This is a genomic window from Ruegeria sp. G10 (genome assembly GCF_056533645.1).
The window spans coordinates 43283-59137 of record NZ_JBQFOQ010000008.1; the positions used below are offsets into that span (position 1 = coordinate 43283).

Below are 15855 nucleotides of genomic sequence, written 5' to 3' on the forward strand. Positions count from 1 at the left end.
GGCCAGCAGGATCAAACGATCAAACCCCTTGGGGCGCGCAGTCCGACGAAGCACGTCATCGAGACGCCAGGTTGGAAGAAACGATTCGTATTCAGTGATTCGAAGAGTGTGCGGAATTTCGCACAGGGCACGTGATCGTTGTGTGAGATTCCGCACATCTTTCGGTGCAGGACGCCATGGCACGGTTTCGGGCAGTGCTCAGGTCTCTGAAATATATACATATTTATCGCTGCGCTGCGCGACGCAACAATTTCTTGAGCGCGCAGGGGCGATTCGGTTCACTTCGCTGCACAGGGCGCCGTTTGGGCGTCGAACGGAAGTTTCAAGGAAGTCTGGGAGGACAAAACTGATGAAATTCCTGGCAACAGCCGCAACGGCGCTTGCGCTGAGTGTGACCGCAACGGCAGGCATGGCCGCTTGTGATGATGGCGAAATCGTCGTCAAGTTCGCGCATGTGACAAACACTGACAAACACCCCAAGGGCATCGCGGCGTCACTGCTGGAGCAGCGCGTCAATGACGAGATGAATGGCGTCATGTGCATGGAGGTGTTCCCGAACTCGACCCTCTATAACGATGACAAAGTGCTTGAGGCGATGCTGCAAGGCGACGTCCAACTGGCCGCGCCTTCGCTGTCGAAGTTCGAAAAGTTCACCAAGCAGTTCCGCCTGTTCGACCTGCCGTTCATGTTCAAGAACATTGACGCTGTGGATGCGTTCCAGGCCTCGGCTGAAGGTCAGGCGATGAAGGACAGCATGCAGCGCCGCGGTCTGCAAGGGCTGGCTTTCTGGCACAACGGTATGAAACAGATGTCAGCCAACCAGCCACTGGTTGAGCCGACCGATGCGGATGGCCTGAAATTCCGCGTGCAGTCCTCGGACGTGCTGGTAGCCCAGATGGAAGCCATTGGCGGCAGCCCGCAGAAGATGGCCTTCTCGGAAGTTTATGGCGCACTGCAGCAGGGCGTTGTGGACGGACAGGAGAATACCTGGTCGAACATCTACGGCAAGAAGTTCTTCGAAGTGCAGGACGGCATCACCGAAACCAACCATGGCATCATCGACTATCTGGTCGTGACGTCGGTTGACTGGCTGGACAGCCTCGACCCGGAGGTGCGGGAACAGTTCTTGACCATTCTGGCCGAAGTGACCGACACCCGGAACAAAGAAGCCTTTGCTGTGAACGAAGCCGCCAAAGCGTCGATCACGGAGGCGGGCGGCATCATCCGTCAACTGGATCCTGAACAGCGTCAGGCTTGGGTCGACGCGATGAAGCCCGTTTGGGACAAGTTCGCGGACGACGTAGGCCAGGACAAGATTGACGCCGCGCAGGCGATCAACGCCGGGTTCTGATCCCGGATCAGGCCGCGCATCAGGGACTGGGGAGTTGTCGATGCGCGGGCCGGGCGGGCCGTCTAGGGCCCGCCCCCAACAAATCATCACCAAAAATGTGGGGACAGAGAGATGTCTGGTGCGAAACCCGGCCAAGGCGGGCTGATCGACCATATCGAAGAGACGATGATCGCGCTGCTCTTGGGCGTGATGACAGTCGTAACGTTCGCCAACGTCATTGCGCGTTTTGTTTTTAACTCCAATATCTTGTGGGCGCTTGAGTTGACCGTGTTCACCTTTGGCTGGCTGGTGCTGCTGGGGGCATCATATGCGGTCAAAAAACACGCGCATCTTGGTGTGGACGCGATCCTGAACATGCTGGCTCCGGCACCGCGCCGGATTCTGGCACTGATTGCTGTGGCCTGTTGTCTGGTGTTCTCGTTGCTGCTGCTCAAGGGGTCTTATGACTATTGGGCGGTCTTTGCCGACCTGCCGCCGACCTCTGGTCGCTGGTTCCCAACCGGGTTCGATTCCGGCGCGCGCAGTCAGAGCTTCTATGAGGTCGACGACATTCCCATGGTCGCACCCCTGCGTTTTCTCGAGGACCTGATCAACTATGGCGAGGGGTATGAGAAAATCCCGAAAGTCATTCCCTATCTGGTTCTGCCGGTGTCGATGCTGCTGCTGGTGATCCGGTTCACGCAAGCTGCAGTACAAATCTGGCGCGGCGAAACAGACCGCCTTGTCGCCAGCCACGAAGTCGAGGACGAGATCGAAGAAGTCCGCGCTCAGCAAGGAGAGCATAACTGATGGACGTTGTACTTCTATTCTCGATGGTCATCGGCCTGCTGCTGATCGGTGTGCCGATTGCGGTGGCGCTTGGCCTCAGCTCGACCCTGTTCCTGCTGATCTATTCCGACAGCTCTCTGGCCTCAGTTGCGGGCACGCTGTTTGAGGCGTTCGAGGGGCACTTCACCCTGCTGGCGATCCCGTTCTTCATCCTGGCGTCGTCGTTCATGACGACGGGCGGCGTAGCGCGGCGGATCATCCGCTTCTCGATCGCCTGCGTTGGCCATCTTCCCGGTGGTCTGGCGATTGCGGGCGTGTTTGCCTGTATGCTGTTTGCCGCACTTTCGGGGTCGTCCCCGGCCACGGTGGTTGCCATCGGTTCCATCGTCATCGCAGGCATGCGTCAGGTGGGCTATTCCAAGGAATTCGCCGCCGGCGTGATCTGTAACGCGGGTACACTGGGCATCCTGATCCCGCCATCCATCGTGATGGTCGTCTACGCCGCCGCTGTTGAGGTGTCGGTCGGTCGGATGTTCCTTGCGGGTGTTATTCCGGGCCTGATGGCCGGTCTGATGCTGATGATCACCATCTACGTCATGGCCAAGGTCAAGAACCTGCCCAAGGGTGATTGGAAAGGCTGGGGTGAGATCTTTGTCTCTGCCCGCGAAGCCGGTTGGGGCCTGTTCCTGATCGTGATCATCCTTGGCGGTATTTACGGGGGCATCTTTACCCCGACCGAGGCCGCTGCGGTTGCTGCTGTCTATGCCTTCTTCATCGCGAGCTTTGTCTACAAGGACATGGGGCCGCTTAGCACCGCGGAAGGGTCACCGAACCTGCCGCTGCTCAAAAAGCCCCATGCGTTGGTCACGGCCTTCTTCCATCCCGACACCAAGCATACGCTGTTCGAGGCTGGCAAGCTGACCGTGACGCTGTTGTTCGTGATCGCAAACGCGCTGATCCTAAAGCACGTGCTGACGGACGAGCAGGTACCACAGCACATCGCCAGCGCCATGCTGTCGGCGGGTCTGGGTCCGGTGACCTTCCTGATCGTGGTGAACGTGATCCTGCTGATCGGTGGTCAGTTCATGGAACCCTCGGGCCTGCTGGTGATCGTGGCGCCCTTGGTGTTCCCGATCGCGATCGAGCTGGGTATCGACCCGATCCATCTGGGCATCATCATGGTGGTCAACATGGAGATCGGGATGATCACGCCTCCGGTCGGGTTGAACCTGTTCGTGACCTCGGGCGTCGCGGGCATGCCTATGATGAGCGTTGTGAAGGCGGCACTGCCGTTCCTGGCGGTTCTGTTCGTCTTCCTGATCATGGTCACTTACATCCCGTGGATATCGACCTTCCTGCCCAACACCTTCATGGGGCCGGAAATCATAACCAATTAGACCACTCAAATCGAGCAGTGAGACCGGGCAGAGCAATCTGCCCGGTTTTTCTTTGCTGCCTTGTATTGCGCTGTATAGCTCTTATCTCAGCCCCAGAGGACGACCTCAGCCATCATGGATGATCTTTCAGGACGACCTGAAACAAGCGTGAGGTTGTCTTATGCCCTGGATATTGTTGTTGTTCGCTGGCCTGCTGGAAATCGTGTGGGCCGTAGCCATGAAACAAACCGCTGGTTTCACCCGGCTGTGGCCGACTGCGATCATGGGTGTTTCCATGATAGGCTCTTTCGGGTTGCTGGCCATGGCGATGCGGGATCTGCCTTTGGGCACCGCCTACACCATTTGGACCGGCATCGGTGCCGTCGGCGCGTTCACGGTCGGCATCTTGTTTCTGGGCGAAGCTCTGACCCCGATGCGCGTCTTTGCGGCTGTGCTGATTGTCAGTGGCCTTGTCGTCATGAAACTTGCCTGAGCGTTGACGGATACACTCGCGTCGGGCAGCGTGTCAGGGCCATTCAAAGGATAGCCGCCCATGTTGACCGACGCTGATACCCGCCTGTTGTGTATCGCCTATGCCGAGGCGTTGAGGTCATCATCGCTGATGACGCAGACTGGTATCGCCCTGATGAAGCGCTTTGTCGCTGAAAAGCCCGATCTCTGGGCCGAAGACATCGCTGAATAGTCTCGCCTGCGTCAGGCGTTCTCGAGCGCCTGAATGATGCCCGAGAAATCGCTTGCCTTCAGACTTGCACCGCCAACCAAGGCGCCATCCACATTCGACACTGCAAATATCTCTGCTGCGTTGCCGGGTTTTACCGACCCGCCATAAAGCAGGCGCACCGAACGACCCACGCCTTCACCAAACCGACGTTCGAGCCGTGCGCGGATGAAATCATGCACCTCGCCGATCTCTTCCAATGTGGGAACCTTGCCGGTGCCTATGGCCCAGATCGGTTCGTATGCAACGACCAGGTTCTCGCCTGTGGATTGATCAGGGATCGAGCCTGACATCTGCCCGCCAATGATATCCAGCGTATTGGCGGCTTCGCGCTGTTCGAGGCTTTCACCAACGCAGATGATCGCTTTCAGGCCTGCGTCCATTGCCGCGCGTGCCTTGGCGCGAATGTCTTCATTGTGCTCGCCGTGGCCCTCGCGGCGCTCGGAATGCCCCAGGATTACAGCCGAGGCGCCGGCGTCGACCAGCATATCGGCGCTCAGATCGCCTGTATGTGCGCCTGAAACCGCTGCGTGGCAGTCCTGACCACCGACAGCGATACCAGAGTCACCAACCACATCATGGGCGCGGTGCAGTAGGGTTGCCGGGGGACAGATCAGGATATCAATTGGTGCCGAGGGGTGCAGGGCAGCAAGCTTTTCTAGCTCGGTCAGCGCGCCGCTCGTCCCATTCATTTTCCAGTTGCCTGCCGCCAGTTTGCGCCGCATCGCCAGCCCTCCGCGTGATCCGTTCTGCATTTCGGATATCACCCTCGGGCAAGGCTTACAATTGCGGTTGCAGTCTGCGCGCGCTACGGACAGATTGCGCGGGAAAAAGACAGAGGGTGACATGATAGAGAACCTTGATCTCGCTGCACTGGATCAACGCGATCCGTCGGAATTGGCAAAGCTGAAAGATGCTGTCGGGCGGGTCGGCTTTCTGACCGTCGCGAACACGGGCCTCGGGCCGCAACGAGTGTCAGACGTCATCGCGGCCTATCGGTCTTTCTTTCAACAACCCATTGCCATCAAAAGTGCCGTGGACATGGCGGCAACCGGTTCGAATCGCGGCTGGGGGGCATCGCAGTCCGAACAGGTCGATCCCGAGGCCAATCCCGACTACAAAGAAGTGTTCGATTGTGGATATGAGCTGCCGCCCGGCGATCCATATGCGGAGCGCGCGCTCGGCGTATATGCACCCAATCTTTGGCCTGATATTGAGGATTTCCAAGAGGTTATCCAAGCCTATTATACTGACGCTTGCGCCGTCGCGATGCGCGTGCTGCGGGCGATTGCTGTGGCGCTTGGTCAGGATGAGCGCAGCTTTGATGACGCCTTCGATACGCCCATGGCGCTGTTGCGTGGCAACTTTTACCCACAACGCCCTGATTGGGCAGGGAAAAAGGACTTTGGTATTGCCGCACATACGGATTACGGCTGCCTGACCTTGTTGGCCACAGATGGTCAGCCGGGTTTGGAAGTACGCATGCCCGACGGCACTTGGCAAGCGGTCAAGGCCGAGCCGGGCCAATTCATCATCAACTTCGGCGAAATGCTGGAATTCTGGACGGATGGTGAGGTCAAGGCGACTTTGCACCGGGTGAAGGGCGGCGCGGCTGAGCGGATTTCGGTACCTTTGTTCTTCAACCCGTCATATGACACCAATGTAGCGCCGCCGGGTTCAGGGCAGGTGATCCGCGCAGGCGATCACCTGACGCGCCGCTTTAACGAGACCTATGTGCATCTTCAGGCAGCGCCTTAGCGCTGCGCCGCAAGGGTCTCGTCAAATTTGATGGATTCTCCGCAGCCGCATGCATCGACCACGTTGGGGTTGCGGAACTTGAAGCCGGATTCCAGTAACGAGACCTCATAATCGATCTCGGTTCCGAACAGGAACATCTGGGCCATCGGGGCGATCATCACGCGTGCGCCGTCCTGTTCGACGACTTCGTCGTTCGAGTCAGCCTCGTCGACATAGTCCATGGTATATTCCATGCCTGCGCAGCCGCCTTTCTTGACGCCAATGCGCAAACCGGCATGGCCGCCGGATTGCATAAGCCGAACAATCTGTTGGGCGGCTTTATCTGTCAGTGTCACGGCTTGTTTGCCGGGGATGCCAAACATGATGGACTCCGTTTTCGCACGTTACCTCTAATTTAAGGCCGAGAGGCGTCGGGCTCAAGGGACTGTTGTTCAAATCCTACGCCAGCGCCGGGTTGTCACATGGGGGCGCAACGCATTAGCGTGACGGCAGAGCCTGAAACGGCTGGAATTTATGCAGAGAGGTACGGATCGATGGCAGTGCAGAACCAAGCTGGAACCTGTGTTTTGATCGCCACGGTTTTGTTTGCGTGGACGCAAGCGGCGATAGCCGGGGACGAGGAAAAGCGACATCCCGTGAATTGTGCCACCGCGCCCGGAGACCTTCGAGCGATTGCCGTAGAGAAGAAGCACGCCGAAGATCAACAGCTTGAGGGGGTCGTCTCGATCCTGCCTGCGGGCGCGTTGCTAGGCCTGATCACCGGGACCGAGCAGAAACATCTCGAAATGCTCTCGGGTGACTATGTGAAAGAACTGGATGCGCGGGCGGATCAGATCAAATCGAGCTGCGGGCTGCAGTAAGGTGCAGTAAAAAGACCGCCCTCGGGCAAGGGCGGTCTGATATCCGGGTTTGTTCTTTGGGGACGGCGAACGAGTCATGGCCCGGAAAGTCGGCACGGCGGGGATCGCCCTACCTTCGCCGCAACTTTGCCGGGCGTTCATGTCAGAAAGCCAAAGGATTGGTAACAGACGCATGACCGTTTCGCGACAAACGGCCAAAATCAGAAAACAGATGTTCAGATTACATGAAGCCAAGCTCAAGACGGGCTTCGTCCGACATCATTTCCATGCCCCAAGGGGGTTCCCATGTCAGTTCTACGTCGACTTCTTTGACGCCCGCCACGGGTTCTATGGCCTCGACGATCCAGCCCGGCATCTCGCCAGCGACGGGGCAACCCGGCGCGGTCAGGGTCATGATCACTTTGACGGCGTTTTCGCCAGTGATATCGATCGTGTAGATCAGACCGAGGTCATAGATATTGACCGGAATCTCGGGGTCAAACACCGTCCTGCAGGCTTCGACCACCGGTTCGTAAAGCGGGTGATCGATGGTCGACGGCGCAATCAGTGGGCTGCCTTCGAACTGTTCGCTGGGGTGGGTCATTGAAGCCTCGGGTCTGTTACCTGAGAAATTATATAGGGAAAGTGCCGGGCAGCGTCCAGAGGTGCCGTTGCACCTGTTTCAGACCTCTTGCCCGATCAATCGTTTATATCGTGGTTGAACGTTTTGACCTGACCATGCGGCAGGGCGAATATCCGGCGCAGGACCAGCCACGCGACCAATGACAGGACGGCAAAGATCAACAGCAAAACCGGCAACGAAGGGGCAAGGCCGGGGATCAGCAACAGCAGGCCGGTGATGGCCGCGCCGATGGCGAAGCCCAGAAATATGAAGCCGGGCAGGGCAACTTCAAGGATGGCCAGAGCAAGTGCTCCGGCCAGCCAGATCCACCATGTCAGCCAGAAAGGATCGGCCATCATTTGCCTCCTTTGAGCATGTTAAACGCATTGCCAAATGCTTCAAGCGCGTTGGCGGGCACAACGATGGTTTGCGATCCGGTGCCGTTGCCCAAGGCATTCAGGGCCTCGACCTGTTTCAACGCCACCTGATATTGTGCGGCCTCCAGCCCGTTATCCTGAATGGCCTTGGCCACGACCTGAGTCGCATAAGCCTCGGCCTCGGCCTCGATGCGGCGGGCTTTGGCGGTCTGTTCGGCGGCGTAAAGCTCGGCGTCGGCCTGCAGCTCGACGGCACGCTTCTGGCCCTCGGCCTCGGTCACCTGCGCACGGCGCGCGCGTTCGGCGTTCAACTGCTGCAGCATCGCATCACGGGTGGCCTGATCGAGGTTCACGTCCAGAATCTCGGCGCGGGTCACTTCGATGCCCCAGTCATCGACGGCGGTTTCAACACTTTCCTGAATACGTTCAATCAGTTGCGCGCGGTTCGACTGCACCTCGTCCAGATCCATCTTGCCAATCTCGGCACGGACGATACCGGCTACTGTGGTCGCAATCGCGCCATCCACGTCACGGATACGATAGACCGTCTTTTCAGGTTCCAGAATCCGGTAAAACACTGATGTATCGATCTGCACCAGAACGTTGTCCTTGGTGATGGCGTCTTGCGTCGCGTTGGGCAATTGACGTTCAAGAATAGATATCTTGTGACGTGCAACATCCAGAAAAGGAACAATAAAGTTGATACCGGGCCCGAGGACCGAGTGCAGACGCCCGAACCGTTCAACCACGTATTTCTCGGATTGAGGCACGATCTTGATGCCCTTGAAGATGACAATGGCAACCAGTGCCGCTGCCAGCAGATAGATGATATTGGATGTAAGCAGTCCGATAATCTGGTCTTCGATCATACTGTCCTCTATTTTTGTGTACTATAGTATACATTTGGGGATTGAGTCGCCCGATTTCAACTCTGGTATGGATTGTGAGGCGCAAAATGCAAATCTATGAAAGCGTTTATGTGGCGTGGAATTTCCGCGCTGTGTCCGCTTTGCATCCCGTGCGTGTTTGCGATATCGGGCCGGGATGAAACTGATCATAGACACAGACCCTGGCATCGACGATGCGATGGCTATCGCCTATGCCGCTGCAGCCACCGAGATTGAACTGATCGGCCTGACAACCGTATTCGGCAACACCCATGTCCACCAATCCAGCCGCAACGCGCGGTTTTTGGCAGACAAGCTGGGGCTGAACATCCCTGTGGCCGAGGGCGCGCCCTTTGCGCGCGGTGAGACAACGCATGCCCCGTCCGAGCGTGTGCACGGGCCAGAGGGTTTTGGCGATCTCACTGAGATTCGTGAAATCGGCCAGAATCACGCGCTGCCTGCGGCTGAGTTCCTTGTGGAAATGGCGCGGACCCATCGCCAAGAGCTGGTTGTATGTGCTGTGGGCCCGCTGACCAACATCGCGGATGCGATGCGGCTTGATCCCGAGTTTGCGGGCAACCTTGGTAAGCTGGTGATCATGGGCGGTGCCGTTTTCTGCGCCGGAAACATCACCGAACATGCCGAGGCGAACATCTATCACGATGCCAAAGCCGCGGATGAGGTCTTTGCCGCGCCGCCACCCACGGTTTTGGTGGGTTTGGATGTGACGCTGAAAACGCTCTACGAAACCGCCGATTTTGAGGCTTTGGCCCTGCGCTCGCCTGATATGGGCGGCTTTCTGCGTGACATATCGCGCTTCTATCTAAAGTTCTACAAAGAGGTCGGCGGGCTTGAGGGCTGCGGTCTGCATGATTCAACCGCAGTGATCGCCTGCACGCATGAGCCGATGTTCGAGGTGGTAGAAACCGGTTTGCAAGTGGCGCTGGACGGCCCCGAGATCGGCGCGACGCGACCTGACCCCGCACGGCCGCCGGTGCGTGTGTGTCGGGATGTGGACGGGGCAGGGGTCGTGCATCTGTTTACGGAACGCGTGGCCTCGCTGCCCTGACGGGTTGCAATGCCCATGTAGATCGGGCAAAGCCTGCCCGGTTCAGCGACCCAAGGCGATGACATGACTCAGCGATTTTCTTTTGATCTGAAAGCCACCGATGGCAAGGCCCGCACAGGTGTGATCAACACCCCGCGTGGCGAGGTGCGAACGCCAGCGTTCATGCCCGTCGGTACGGCTGCAACGGTCAAGGCGATGATGCCGGAAAGTGTGCGGGCTACGGGTGCCGATATCCTGCTGGGTAACACCTATCACCTGATGCTGCGCCCCACGGCCGAGCGGATCGACCGTTTGGGCGGGTTGCACAAGTTCATGAACTGGGATCGCCCCATCCTGACGGATTCAGGTGGGTTTCAGGTCATGTCCCTGGCCGGTTTGCGGAAACTGACCGAGAAGGGCGTGACCTTCAAATCTCATGTCGATGGGTCCAAACACGAGCTAACGCCGGAACGGTCGATGGAGATCCAGCGTTTGCTGGGTTCGGACATCGTGATGTGCTTTGACGAATGCCCGGCACTGCCTGCCGACCGCGACCGGATCACCAGCTCGATGCGGCTGTCGATGAGATGGGCCGAGCGCTCGCGTGAGGCCTTTGGCGATCGCCCGGGCCACGCGTTGTTCGGTATCATGCAGGGTGGGCTGGAACAGGACCTGCGCGCGGAAAGCGCCGAGGCGCTGAAGGCCATCGGATTCGAGGGCTACGCCATCGGCGGTCTGGCCGTGGGCGAGGGGCAGGAGGCCATGTTCGACTGTCTCGACTATGCACCCGACTATCTGCCCACCGACAAGCCGCGTTACCTGATGGGGGTCGGCAAGCCCGATGACATCGTCGGCGCGGTGGCGCGTGGGGTCGACATGATGGATTGCGTGCTGCCGTCGCGGTCGGGGCGGACGGGACAGGTGTTCACGCGGTACGGCGTGGTCAATATCAAGAACGCCCGACATGCCGACGACCCACGCCCGCTGGATGAACACTGCAGCTGCCCCGCATGCTCGAATTACTCCCGCGCCTATCTGCATCATGTGTTTCGCTCGAACGAGATGATCTCGGGCATGCTGCTGACGTGGCACAACCTGCATTACTTTCAGGAGATCATGCAGGGAATGCGCGATGCGATCACCTCGGGCACCTTCGCCGAGTGGCAGGCGCAGTTTCACGCGCAACGGGCGCAGGGCGATATCGAACCGCTCTGACAACGGTGACAAACGGCGCGCCTTCTGCTATTCTGACAACAGTTTATTTCAAAGAATTTTCTTGTTTTGTTCAGGAGGACTCTATGCCTCGTTTTCTTGCTGTTTTTGCTTCGTTTTGTCTGATCACATCTGCGCAGGCAGATGTGTGGACGTTTGAAACACCATCCGAAAACATACAATGTGTCGTCGGGCAAGAGCCCGGCGCCTCGGATCTGTCCTGCACCATTATCGAGCGCTCGGGCGCTCCGGCCTTGCCCAAGCCCGCCGATTGTCAGTCAGATTGGGGGCATGATTTTTTTATGACCAATCAGGGCGCGGTCAGAATGCTGTGTCAGCCAGTAAACCACAGCCGCGACGGATTTGACCGGGCCGATTATGGCGTCACCGGACGGTTCGGCGGCTTTGTTTGCCATTCCTCGCGAAAGGGATTGGAGTGCAAGAACGAGGTCGGCCACGGTTTCTTCTTGTCGCGCGCGGTCCAGAAGGTGTTCTGACCCATATTTGTGCGTCTCAAGCCGATGATTAGCTACTGAGGCTTCAAAATCAGTGGATATGTGCGCGCGATGCCTTGCAGTCGCGAAATCCTCGGGTCATGCTACTTCACGACGTAAGGCGATGAGGTTGAAATGGGGAAACAGGTGCCCCACCTTTATCGTCCAAACAGGAGACGGCCAAGGGTTGCCTGGATCAGGGACCGGTGTCGTCTTGCCAATGATAAGGATAGAGCATGCAAGAGCCTCTGAATTCCTCATACCCCGTCCTGCCGTTGCGCGACATCGTGGTGTTTCCGCATATGATCGTGCCGCTGTTCGTGGGCCGAGACAAATCGGTCCGCGCGCTGGAAGAGGTGATGCAGGATGACAAGCAAATTCTGTTGTCCAGCCAGATGGACCCCAGCGATGATGACCCGGATATTGACGGGATCTACCGCTCGGGCGTGCTGGCCAATGTGCTGCAGCTGCTGAAGCTGCCCGATGGCACCGTTAAGGTGCTGGTCGAAGGGCAGGCGCGGGTTCAGATCACCGAGTTCCTTGAGAACGAACAGTTTTTCGAGGCCCGGGCCGAATATCTGACCGAAATCCCCGGTGATGTGACCACCACCGAAGCCTTGCTGCGCAGCGTCGCCGATGAGTTCGAGCGCTATGCCAAAGTGCGCAAGAACATCCCCGAAGAAGCGCTGGCTGCAGTCGGTGAGACCACCGAGCCGGCGAAGCTGGCCGACCTTGTGTCGGGTCATCTGGGCATCGAGGTTGAGCAAAAGCAGGAACTGCTTGAGACGCTCTCGGTCAGTGAGCGGCTTGAGAAGGTCTATGGCCTGATGCAGGGTGAAATGTCGGTTCTGCAGGTCGAGAAGAAGATCAAGACCCGCGTCAAAACCCAGATGGAGAAGACGCAGCGTGAGTATTATCTGAATGAGCAGATGAAGGCCATTCAGAAGGAGCTGGGCGATGGCGAGGACGGCAGCAACGAAGTTGCCGAACTGGAAGCCAAGATCGTTGAGACCAAACTGTCGAAAGAAGCGCGCGAGAAGGCCGAAGGTGAGCTGAAGAAGCTCAAGAATATGTCGCCCATGTCGGCTGAGGCCACAGTGGTGCGCAACTATCTGGACTGGATCCTGTCGCTGCCGTGGGGCACCAAATCCCGCGTCAAAAAGGATCTGGGCCGCGCGCAGGATATTCTGGATGCCGATCACTATGGGCTTGAGAAGGTCAAGGAACGGATCGTGGAATACCTTGCGGTCCAGCAACGTTCGAAAAAGCTGAAAGGCCCGATCCTGTGCCTTGTCGGCCCTCCGGGCGTGGGTAAGACCAGCTTGGGTAAATCCGTTGCCAAGGCCACGGGGCGCGAGTTCATTCGCATCTCGCTGGGCGGCGTGCGCGACGAGTCCGAAATTCGCGGACACCGTCGGACGTATATCGGCTCGATGCCCGGTAAGATCATTCAGGCGCTGAAGAAGGCGAAAACCACGAATCCGCTGATCTTGTTGGATGAAATCGACAAGATGGGGCAGGATTTCCGTGGTGACCCGGCCTCGGCGATGCTTGAGGTGCTCGACCCAGAGCAGAACAGCACGTTCATGGATCACTACCTTGAGGTCGAATATGACCTGTCCAACGTGATGTTCCTGACCACTTCGAACAGCTACAATATGCCTGGGCCTCTGCTGGACCGGATGGAGATCATCCCGCTGGCCGGTTACACCGAAGAGGAAAAATCCGAGATCGCCAAGCAGCACCTGATCAGCAAACAGGTCAAAAACCATGGCCTAAAAGCCAAGGAGTTTGAACTGACCGATGAGGCGCTGCAGTCGATCATCCGCACTTACACCCGCGAGGCGGGGGTGCGGAACCTCGAACGTGAGATCGCCAAAGTGGCGCGGAAGTCGCTGACCAAGATCATCAAGAAAGAGGCTGACTCGGTTACCGTGACGCCCGAGAATCTGGATGATTTCCTCGGCGTGCCCAAGTTCCGCTATGGTCTGGCTGAACAGGACGATCAAGTTGGTGTCGTGACCGGTCTGGCATGGACGTCGGTTGGGGGAGACCTTCTGCATATCGAAGCGCTGAAGCTGCCCGGCAAAGGCCGGATGAAGACCACGGGTAAGCTGGGCGATGTGATGAAGGAATCCATCGACGCGGCCTCGTCTTATGTACGGTCGATTTCGCCTCAGATCGGGGTGAAGCCGCCTCAGTTCGACAAGATCGATATCCACGTGCACGTGCCGGATGGCGCAACGCCCAAGGATGGCCCGTCGGCGGGTCTGGCGATGGTGACGTCAATTGTCTCGGTGCTGACCGGTATTCCGGTGCGCAAGGATATTGCGATGACCGGCGAGGTCTCATTGCGCGGGAACGCGATGCCGATCGGCGGATTGAAGGAAAAACTGCTGGCCGCGTTGCGCGGTGGTATCAAGACCGTTCTCATTCCCGAGGAGAATGAAAAGGATCTGGCTGATATCCCGGACAATGTGAAGGAAGGGCTTGAGATCATCCCGGTCAAGCATGTTTCAGAGGTGCTGGAGCATTCATTGCTTCGCAAACCTGAACCGATTGAGTGGGACGAAGCTGCAGAAGAAGCCGCAGCTGCAGCGGCGCAATCTACAGACAGTAGCGGCCTGTCCGCGACGGCGCACTAAGTTCAGAGAGGCGGGCTTTGCCCGCCTTTTTTGATTTGGCTGGATGATACGATGGCTATGCCCAGTGTTTTGGGAAAGGCTTTGGCCGATTTGGGGCTCATATCAAAACCGGTGGCATCAAAAATGCACCTCCGATACAATCTATATCCGCATTTGCAAATTCAGCGGTATTGTAAACAATCTGCCGCTCTTGAGGCTCGCGACGGTTTCGTAGGTCAGAAGCCTTAAATAAGCCGATGTTACAGGTTGACTGCGGCGACCAAAGTAAACTCTGCTGGCGTTTTTGGTGACCTTACCGCCGTGGAAAAACCAAGCACCATCGCACAAAGCGCAGGAATTCCTATGGGTTTCTTCTGCGAACATCGTGATGAATTTTGGGTCATTTTTTTGGTTCTGGCACTGTGCAATTGCGCTTGTTATCCAGTTTGAACTCAGCGTTTAGCTTCTTACCCACCTTGGAACCGGCCAGATTTTTTTTGCCTGAGCGGCAGTTTTGTTCTTAACTTGTTATGGTTATTTTGTGTGGTTTCTTTGTTTATGGTATTCTCTATTCAATATCTCCGCTTCTTCGCTGCTTTCATCGTCGCCGTCACACATTGCGCTGGGGAAGCTTCACTGTTGTTCAACCGCGGCGAAGCGGGTGTTGATCTGTTCTTTGTGATTAGCGGTTTTGTGATTTACTTGGTCACGGAAAAGTCACGCGATACACCGCAAGCTTTTATCACTAAAAGATTTATCCGGGTAGCTTTACCCTACTATGTCCTACTCGCATTCATCATATTCGACGAGGTGTATTTGGGCTGGACGAACGTAGATGATCGGCCACTTAATCTAAATGATGTTATACACTCGTTTCTGTTTGTTTTTGACACAGAACCCAACGGAGTGTTCAGGCAACCTATTTATCCGATTGGCTGGACGCTCAACTACGAGATGTTCTTTTATGTCCTGATTGCTTTGTCGATACTGATTTCTCGACGTTATCGTCTGCTACTGGCGTCCTCGGCAATAGTAGGCTCGGCTGTGTTGCTCTGGATCATTCAGGCGGACGGCGGAATGCTCTACATGATGCAAAACCGAACTGCCATAGAATTCATCTATGGCATGCTAATTGCCTATTTCTACCTAAACAAGCGCGAAGCAATACTTGGGTTTCGGTTTTCCGTCCCGCTTGCAATCGTTGGAGCATTGGTCGGTGCCGTGCTTCTTGTCTCCGGCCCTGAGATCCATCCTTACAGTAGTAGTCGGTTCATAACGACAGGGATCCCAGCAGCTATTCTAGTTGCTTCTTTGCTGGTGATTGAAATGGCAGGGCGCATGCCAAAAACCCAGTCGTTGTTTTACTTGGGCGGAGTGTCTTATTCGCTGTATCTGGTGCATCTGGTGGTTGCCGAGTTGTTTGTTCACTTTATTGGAATTGATGTCCTGCCGAGCCCGGTCTACGCCGTGGTCGCAATGCTCACGGCGTCGATGATAGCGGCGATAGCTTTCCACCATCTGTGCGAAAAACCACTTCTGGATTTATCTCGGCGTGTGAGCACTTATATGTTGAGCGGAGATTTGCGGACACGAAAATCTTCCTAACACCCACATCCAGCGCTTTAGGCTAAGTCAAAGTGAGCAGTCTCTGGGTAGAAGATAAGGTCTTTCTACAAATCGCCTCAAAACGCTTTCGATCAGGTTCGTCGCTTTCAAGACCACGAAGAGGCTTTAAAGTGCCTGGTAGCGATTTGTTTTGT

General features: G+C 56.9%; 17 protein-coding genes. 12 read left to right on the forward strand and 5 right to left on the reverse strand.

Annotated features, from left to right (window positions below; translation table 11 throughout):
* Positions 1-349 precede the first annotated feature (349 nt).
* The 5 genes from ACR0KM_RS14135 (at position 350) to ACR0KM_RS14155 (ending at position 4198) form a co-directional block, all read left to right on the forward strand.
* Positions 350-1351, forward strand: a complete 1002-nt coding sequence (locus tag ACR0KM_RS14135) for a DctP family TRAP transporter solute-binding subunit (protein WP_480821984.1) — start codon at positions 350-352, stop codon at positions 1349-1351.
* Between the two features lie 111 nt (positions 1352-1462).
* Positions 1463-2140, forward strand: coding sequence for a TRAP transporter small permease (locus ACR0KM_RS14140; RefSeq protein WP_480859511.1), 678 nt, complete (start codon positions 1463-1465; stop codon positions 2138-2140).
* Complete coding sequence (locus tag ACR0KM_RS14145; RefSeq protein ID WP_480821988.1) at positions 2140-3516, forward strand: TRAP transporter large permease; 1377 nt, start codon at positions 2140-2142, stop codon at positions 3514-3516. Before ACR0KM_RS14140 ends, ACR0KM_RS14145 begins: the two co-directional genes overlap by 1 nt.
* A gap of 160 nt (positions 3517-3676) precedes the next feature.
* A complete protein-coding gene (locus ACR0KM_RS14150) occupies positions 3677-3988 on the forward strand; it encodes a DMT family transporter (RefSeq protein WP_480821990.1) in 312 nt (103 codons plus the stop codon).
* Positions 3989-4048: 60 nt separating this feature from the next.
* Complete coding sequence (locus ACR0KM_RS14155; protein ID WP_480821992.1) at positions 4049-4198, forward strand: hypothetical protein; 150 nt, start codon at positions 4049-4051, stop codon at positions 4196-4198.
* A gap of 11 nt (positions 4199-4209) precedes the next feature.
* Here ACR0KM_RS14155 and tpiA read toward each other — a convergent pair whose 3' ends face one another.
* A complete protein-coding gene (gene tpiA / locus ACR0KM_RS14160) occupies positions 4210-4959 on the reverse strand; it encodes a triose-phosphate isomerase (protein WP_480859538.1) in 750 nt (249 codons plus the stop codon).
* Positions 4960-5080: 121 nt separating this feature from the next.
* Here tpiA and ACR0KM_RS14165 point away from each other — a divergent pair, with 121 nt between their 5' ends.
* Positions 5081-5992, forward strand: a complete 912-nt coding sequence (locus ACR0KM_RS14165) for an isopenicillin N synthase family dioxygenase (RefSeq protein ID WP_480859509.1) — start codon at positions 5081-5083, stop codon at positions 5990-5992.
* Here the strand turns inward: ACR0KM_RS14165 and ACR0KM_RS14170 are convergent.
* Complete coding sequence (locus tag ACR0KM_RS14170) at positions 5989-6354, reverse strand: HesB/IscA family protein (RefSeq protein ID WP_480821996.1); 366 nt, start codon at positions 6352-6354, stop codon at positions 5989-5991. The genes ACR0KM_RS14165 and ACR0KM_RS14170 overlap by 4 nt on opposite strands.
* Before the next feature lie 171 nt (positions 6355-6525).
* On the opposite strand from ACR0KM_RS14170, the gene ACR0KM_RS14175 reads away from it, so the two are divergent.
* Entirely contained in the window at positions 6526-6852 is a 327-nt protein-coding gene (locus tag ACR0KM_RS14175; protein ID WP_480859507.1) for a hypothetical protein, read from the forward strand.
* A gap of 220 nt (positions 6853-7072) precedes the next feature.
* Here the strand turns inward: ACR0KM_RS14175 and ACR0KM_RS14180 are convergent, their stop codons facing one another.
* The 3 genes from ACR0KM_RS14180 to ACR0KM_RS14190 form a co-directional block, all read right to left on the reverse strand.
* On the reverse strand, positions 7073-7435 hold the full coding sequence (locus tag ACR0KM_RS14180; protein ID WP_170393211.1) for an SUF system Fe-S cluster assembly protein: 363 nt from the start codon (positions 7433-7435) through the stop codon (positions 7073-7075).
* A gap of 95 nt (positions 7436-7530) precedes the next feature.
* Positions 7531-7809, reverse strand: a complete 279-nt coding sequence (locus ACR0KM_RS14185; protein WP_480859505.1) for an NfeD family protein — start codon at positions 7807-7809, stop codon at positions 7531-7533.
* Complete coding sequence (locus ACR0KM_RS14190; RefSeq protein ID WP_480822002.1) at positions 7809-8699, reverse strand: SPFH domain-containing protein; 891 nt, start codon at positions 8697-8699, stop codon at positions 7809-7811. Before ACR0KM_RS14190 ends, ACR0KM_RS14185 begins: the two co-directional genes overlap by 1 nt.
* A 175-nt stretch (positions 8700-8874) precedes the next feature.
* Between ACR0KM_RS14190 and ACR0KM_RS14195 the strand changes: the two genes are divergently transcribed.
* From ACR0KM_RS14195 to ACR0KM_RS14215, 5 genes are all read left to right on the forward strand, one after another.
* Complete coding sequence (locus ACR0KM_RS14195) at positions 8875-9786, forward strand: nucleoside hydrolase (protein WP_480859503.1); 912 nt, start codon at positions 8875-8877, stop codon at positions 9784-9786.
* Between the two features lie 63 nt (positions 9787-9849).
* Positions 9850-10980: a tRNA guanosine(34) transglycosylase Tgt gene (tgt, locus tag ACR0KM_RS14200; RefSeq protein WP_480859499.1), complete on the forward strand. Its 1131-nt coding sequence runs from the start codon at positions 9850-9852 to the stop codon at positions 10978-10980.
* Between the two features lie 83 nt (positions 10981-11063).
* On the forward strand, positions 11064-11474 hold the full coding sequence (locus tag ACR0KM_RS14205; protein WP_480859496.1) for a DUF6636 domain-containing protein: 411 nt from the start codon (positions 11064-11066) through the stop codon (positions 11472-11474).
* Positions 11475-11707: 233 nt separating this feature from the next.
* Positions 11708-14116 carry an endopeptidase La gene (lon, locus tag ACR0KM_RS14210; protein ID WP_480859493.1) on the forward strand — a complete coding sequence of 803 codons (2409 nt, stop codon included), beginning with the start codon at positions 11708-11710 and terminating at the stop codon, positions 14114-14116.
* 537 nt (positions 14117-14653) lie between these two features.
* Entirely contained in the window at positions 14654-15700 is a 1047-nt protein-coding gene (locus ACR0KM_RS14215) for an acyltransferase family protein (RefSeq protein WP_480859535.1), read from the forward strand.
* Positions 15701-15855: the final 155 nt, after the last annotated feature.

Coding starts and splice junctions, on each gene's coding strand:
- ACR0KM_RS14180 (WP_170393211.1), bottom strand. CDS start 7,435: ATGACCCACCCCAGCGAACAGTTCGAAGGCAGCCCACTGATTGCGCCG.
- ACR0KM_RS14150 (WP_480821990.1), top strand. CDS start 3,677: ATGCCCTGGATATTGTTGTTGTTCGCTGGCCTGCTGGAAATCGTGTGG.
- ACR0KM_RS14140 (WP_480859511.1), top strand. CDS start 1,463: ATGTCTGGTGCGAAACCCGGCCAAGGCGGGCTGATCGACCATATCGAA.
- tpiA (WP_480859538.1), bottom strand. CDS start 4,959: ATGCGGCGCAAACTGGCGGCAGGCAACTGGAAAATGAATGGGACGAGC.
- ACR0KM_RS14205 (WP_480859496.1), top strand. CDS start 11,064: ATGCCTCGTTTTCTTGCTGTTTTTGCTTCGTTTTGTCTGATCACATCT.
- ACR0KM_RS14215 (WP_480859535.1), top strand. CDS start 14,654: ATGGTATTCTCTATTCAATATCTCCGCTTCTTCGCTGCTTTCATCGTC.
- ACR0KM_RS14185 (WP_480859505.1), bottom strand. CDS start 7,809: ATGGCCGATCCTTTCTGGCTGACATGGTGGATCTGGCTGGCCGGAGCA.
- ACR0KM_RS14190 (WP_480822002.1), bottom strand. CDS start 8,699: ATGATCGAAGACCAGATTATCGGACTGCTTACATCCAATATCATCTAT.
- lon (WP_480859493.1), top strand. CDS start 11,708: ATGCAAGAGCCTCTGAATTCCTCATACCCCGTCCTGCCGTTGCGCGAC.
- ACR0KM_RS14145 (WP_480821988.1), top strand. CDS start 2,140: ATGGACGTTGTACTTCTATTCTCGATGGTCATCGGCCTGCTGCTGATC.
- tgt (WP_480859499.1), top strand. CDS start 9,850: ATGACTCAGCGATTTTCTTTTGATCTGAAAGCCACCGATGGCAAGGCC.
- ACR0KM_RS14155 (WP_480821992.1), top strand. CDS start 4,049: ATGTTGACCGACGCTGATACCCGCCTGTTGTGTATCGCCTATGCCGAG.
- ACR0KM_RS14175 (WP_480859507.1), top strand. CDS start 6,526: ATGGCAGTGCAGAACCAAGCTGGAACCTGTGTTTTGATCGCCACGGTT.
- ACR0KM_RS14165 (WP_480859509.1), top strand. CDS start 5,081: ATGATAGAGAACCTTGATCTCGCTGCACTGGATCAACGCGATCCGTCG.
- ACR0KM_RS14195 (WP_480859503.1), top strand. CDS start 8,875: ATGAAACTGATCATAGACACAGACCCTGGCATCGACGATGCGATGGCT.
- ACR0KM_RS14135 (WP_480821984.1), top strand. CDS start 350: ATGAAATTCCTGGCAACAGCCGCAACGGCGCTTGCGCTGAGTGTGACC.
- ACR0KM_RS14170 (WP_480821996.1), bottom strand. CDS start 6,354: ATGTTTGGCATCCCCGGCAAACAAGCCGTGACACTGACAGATAAAGCC.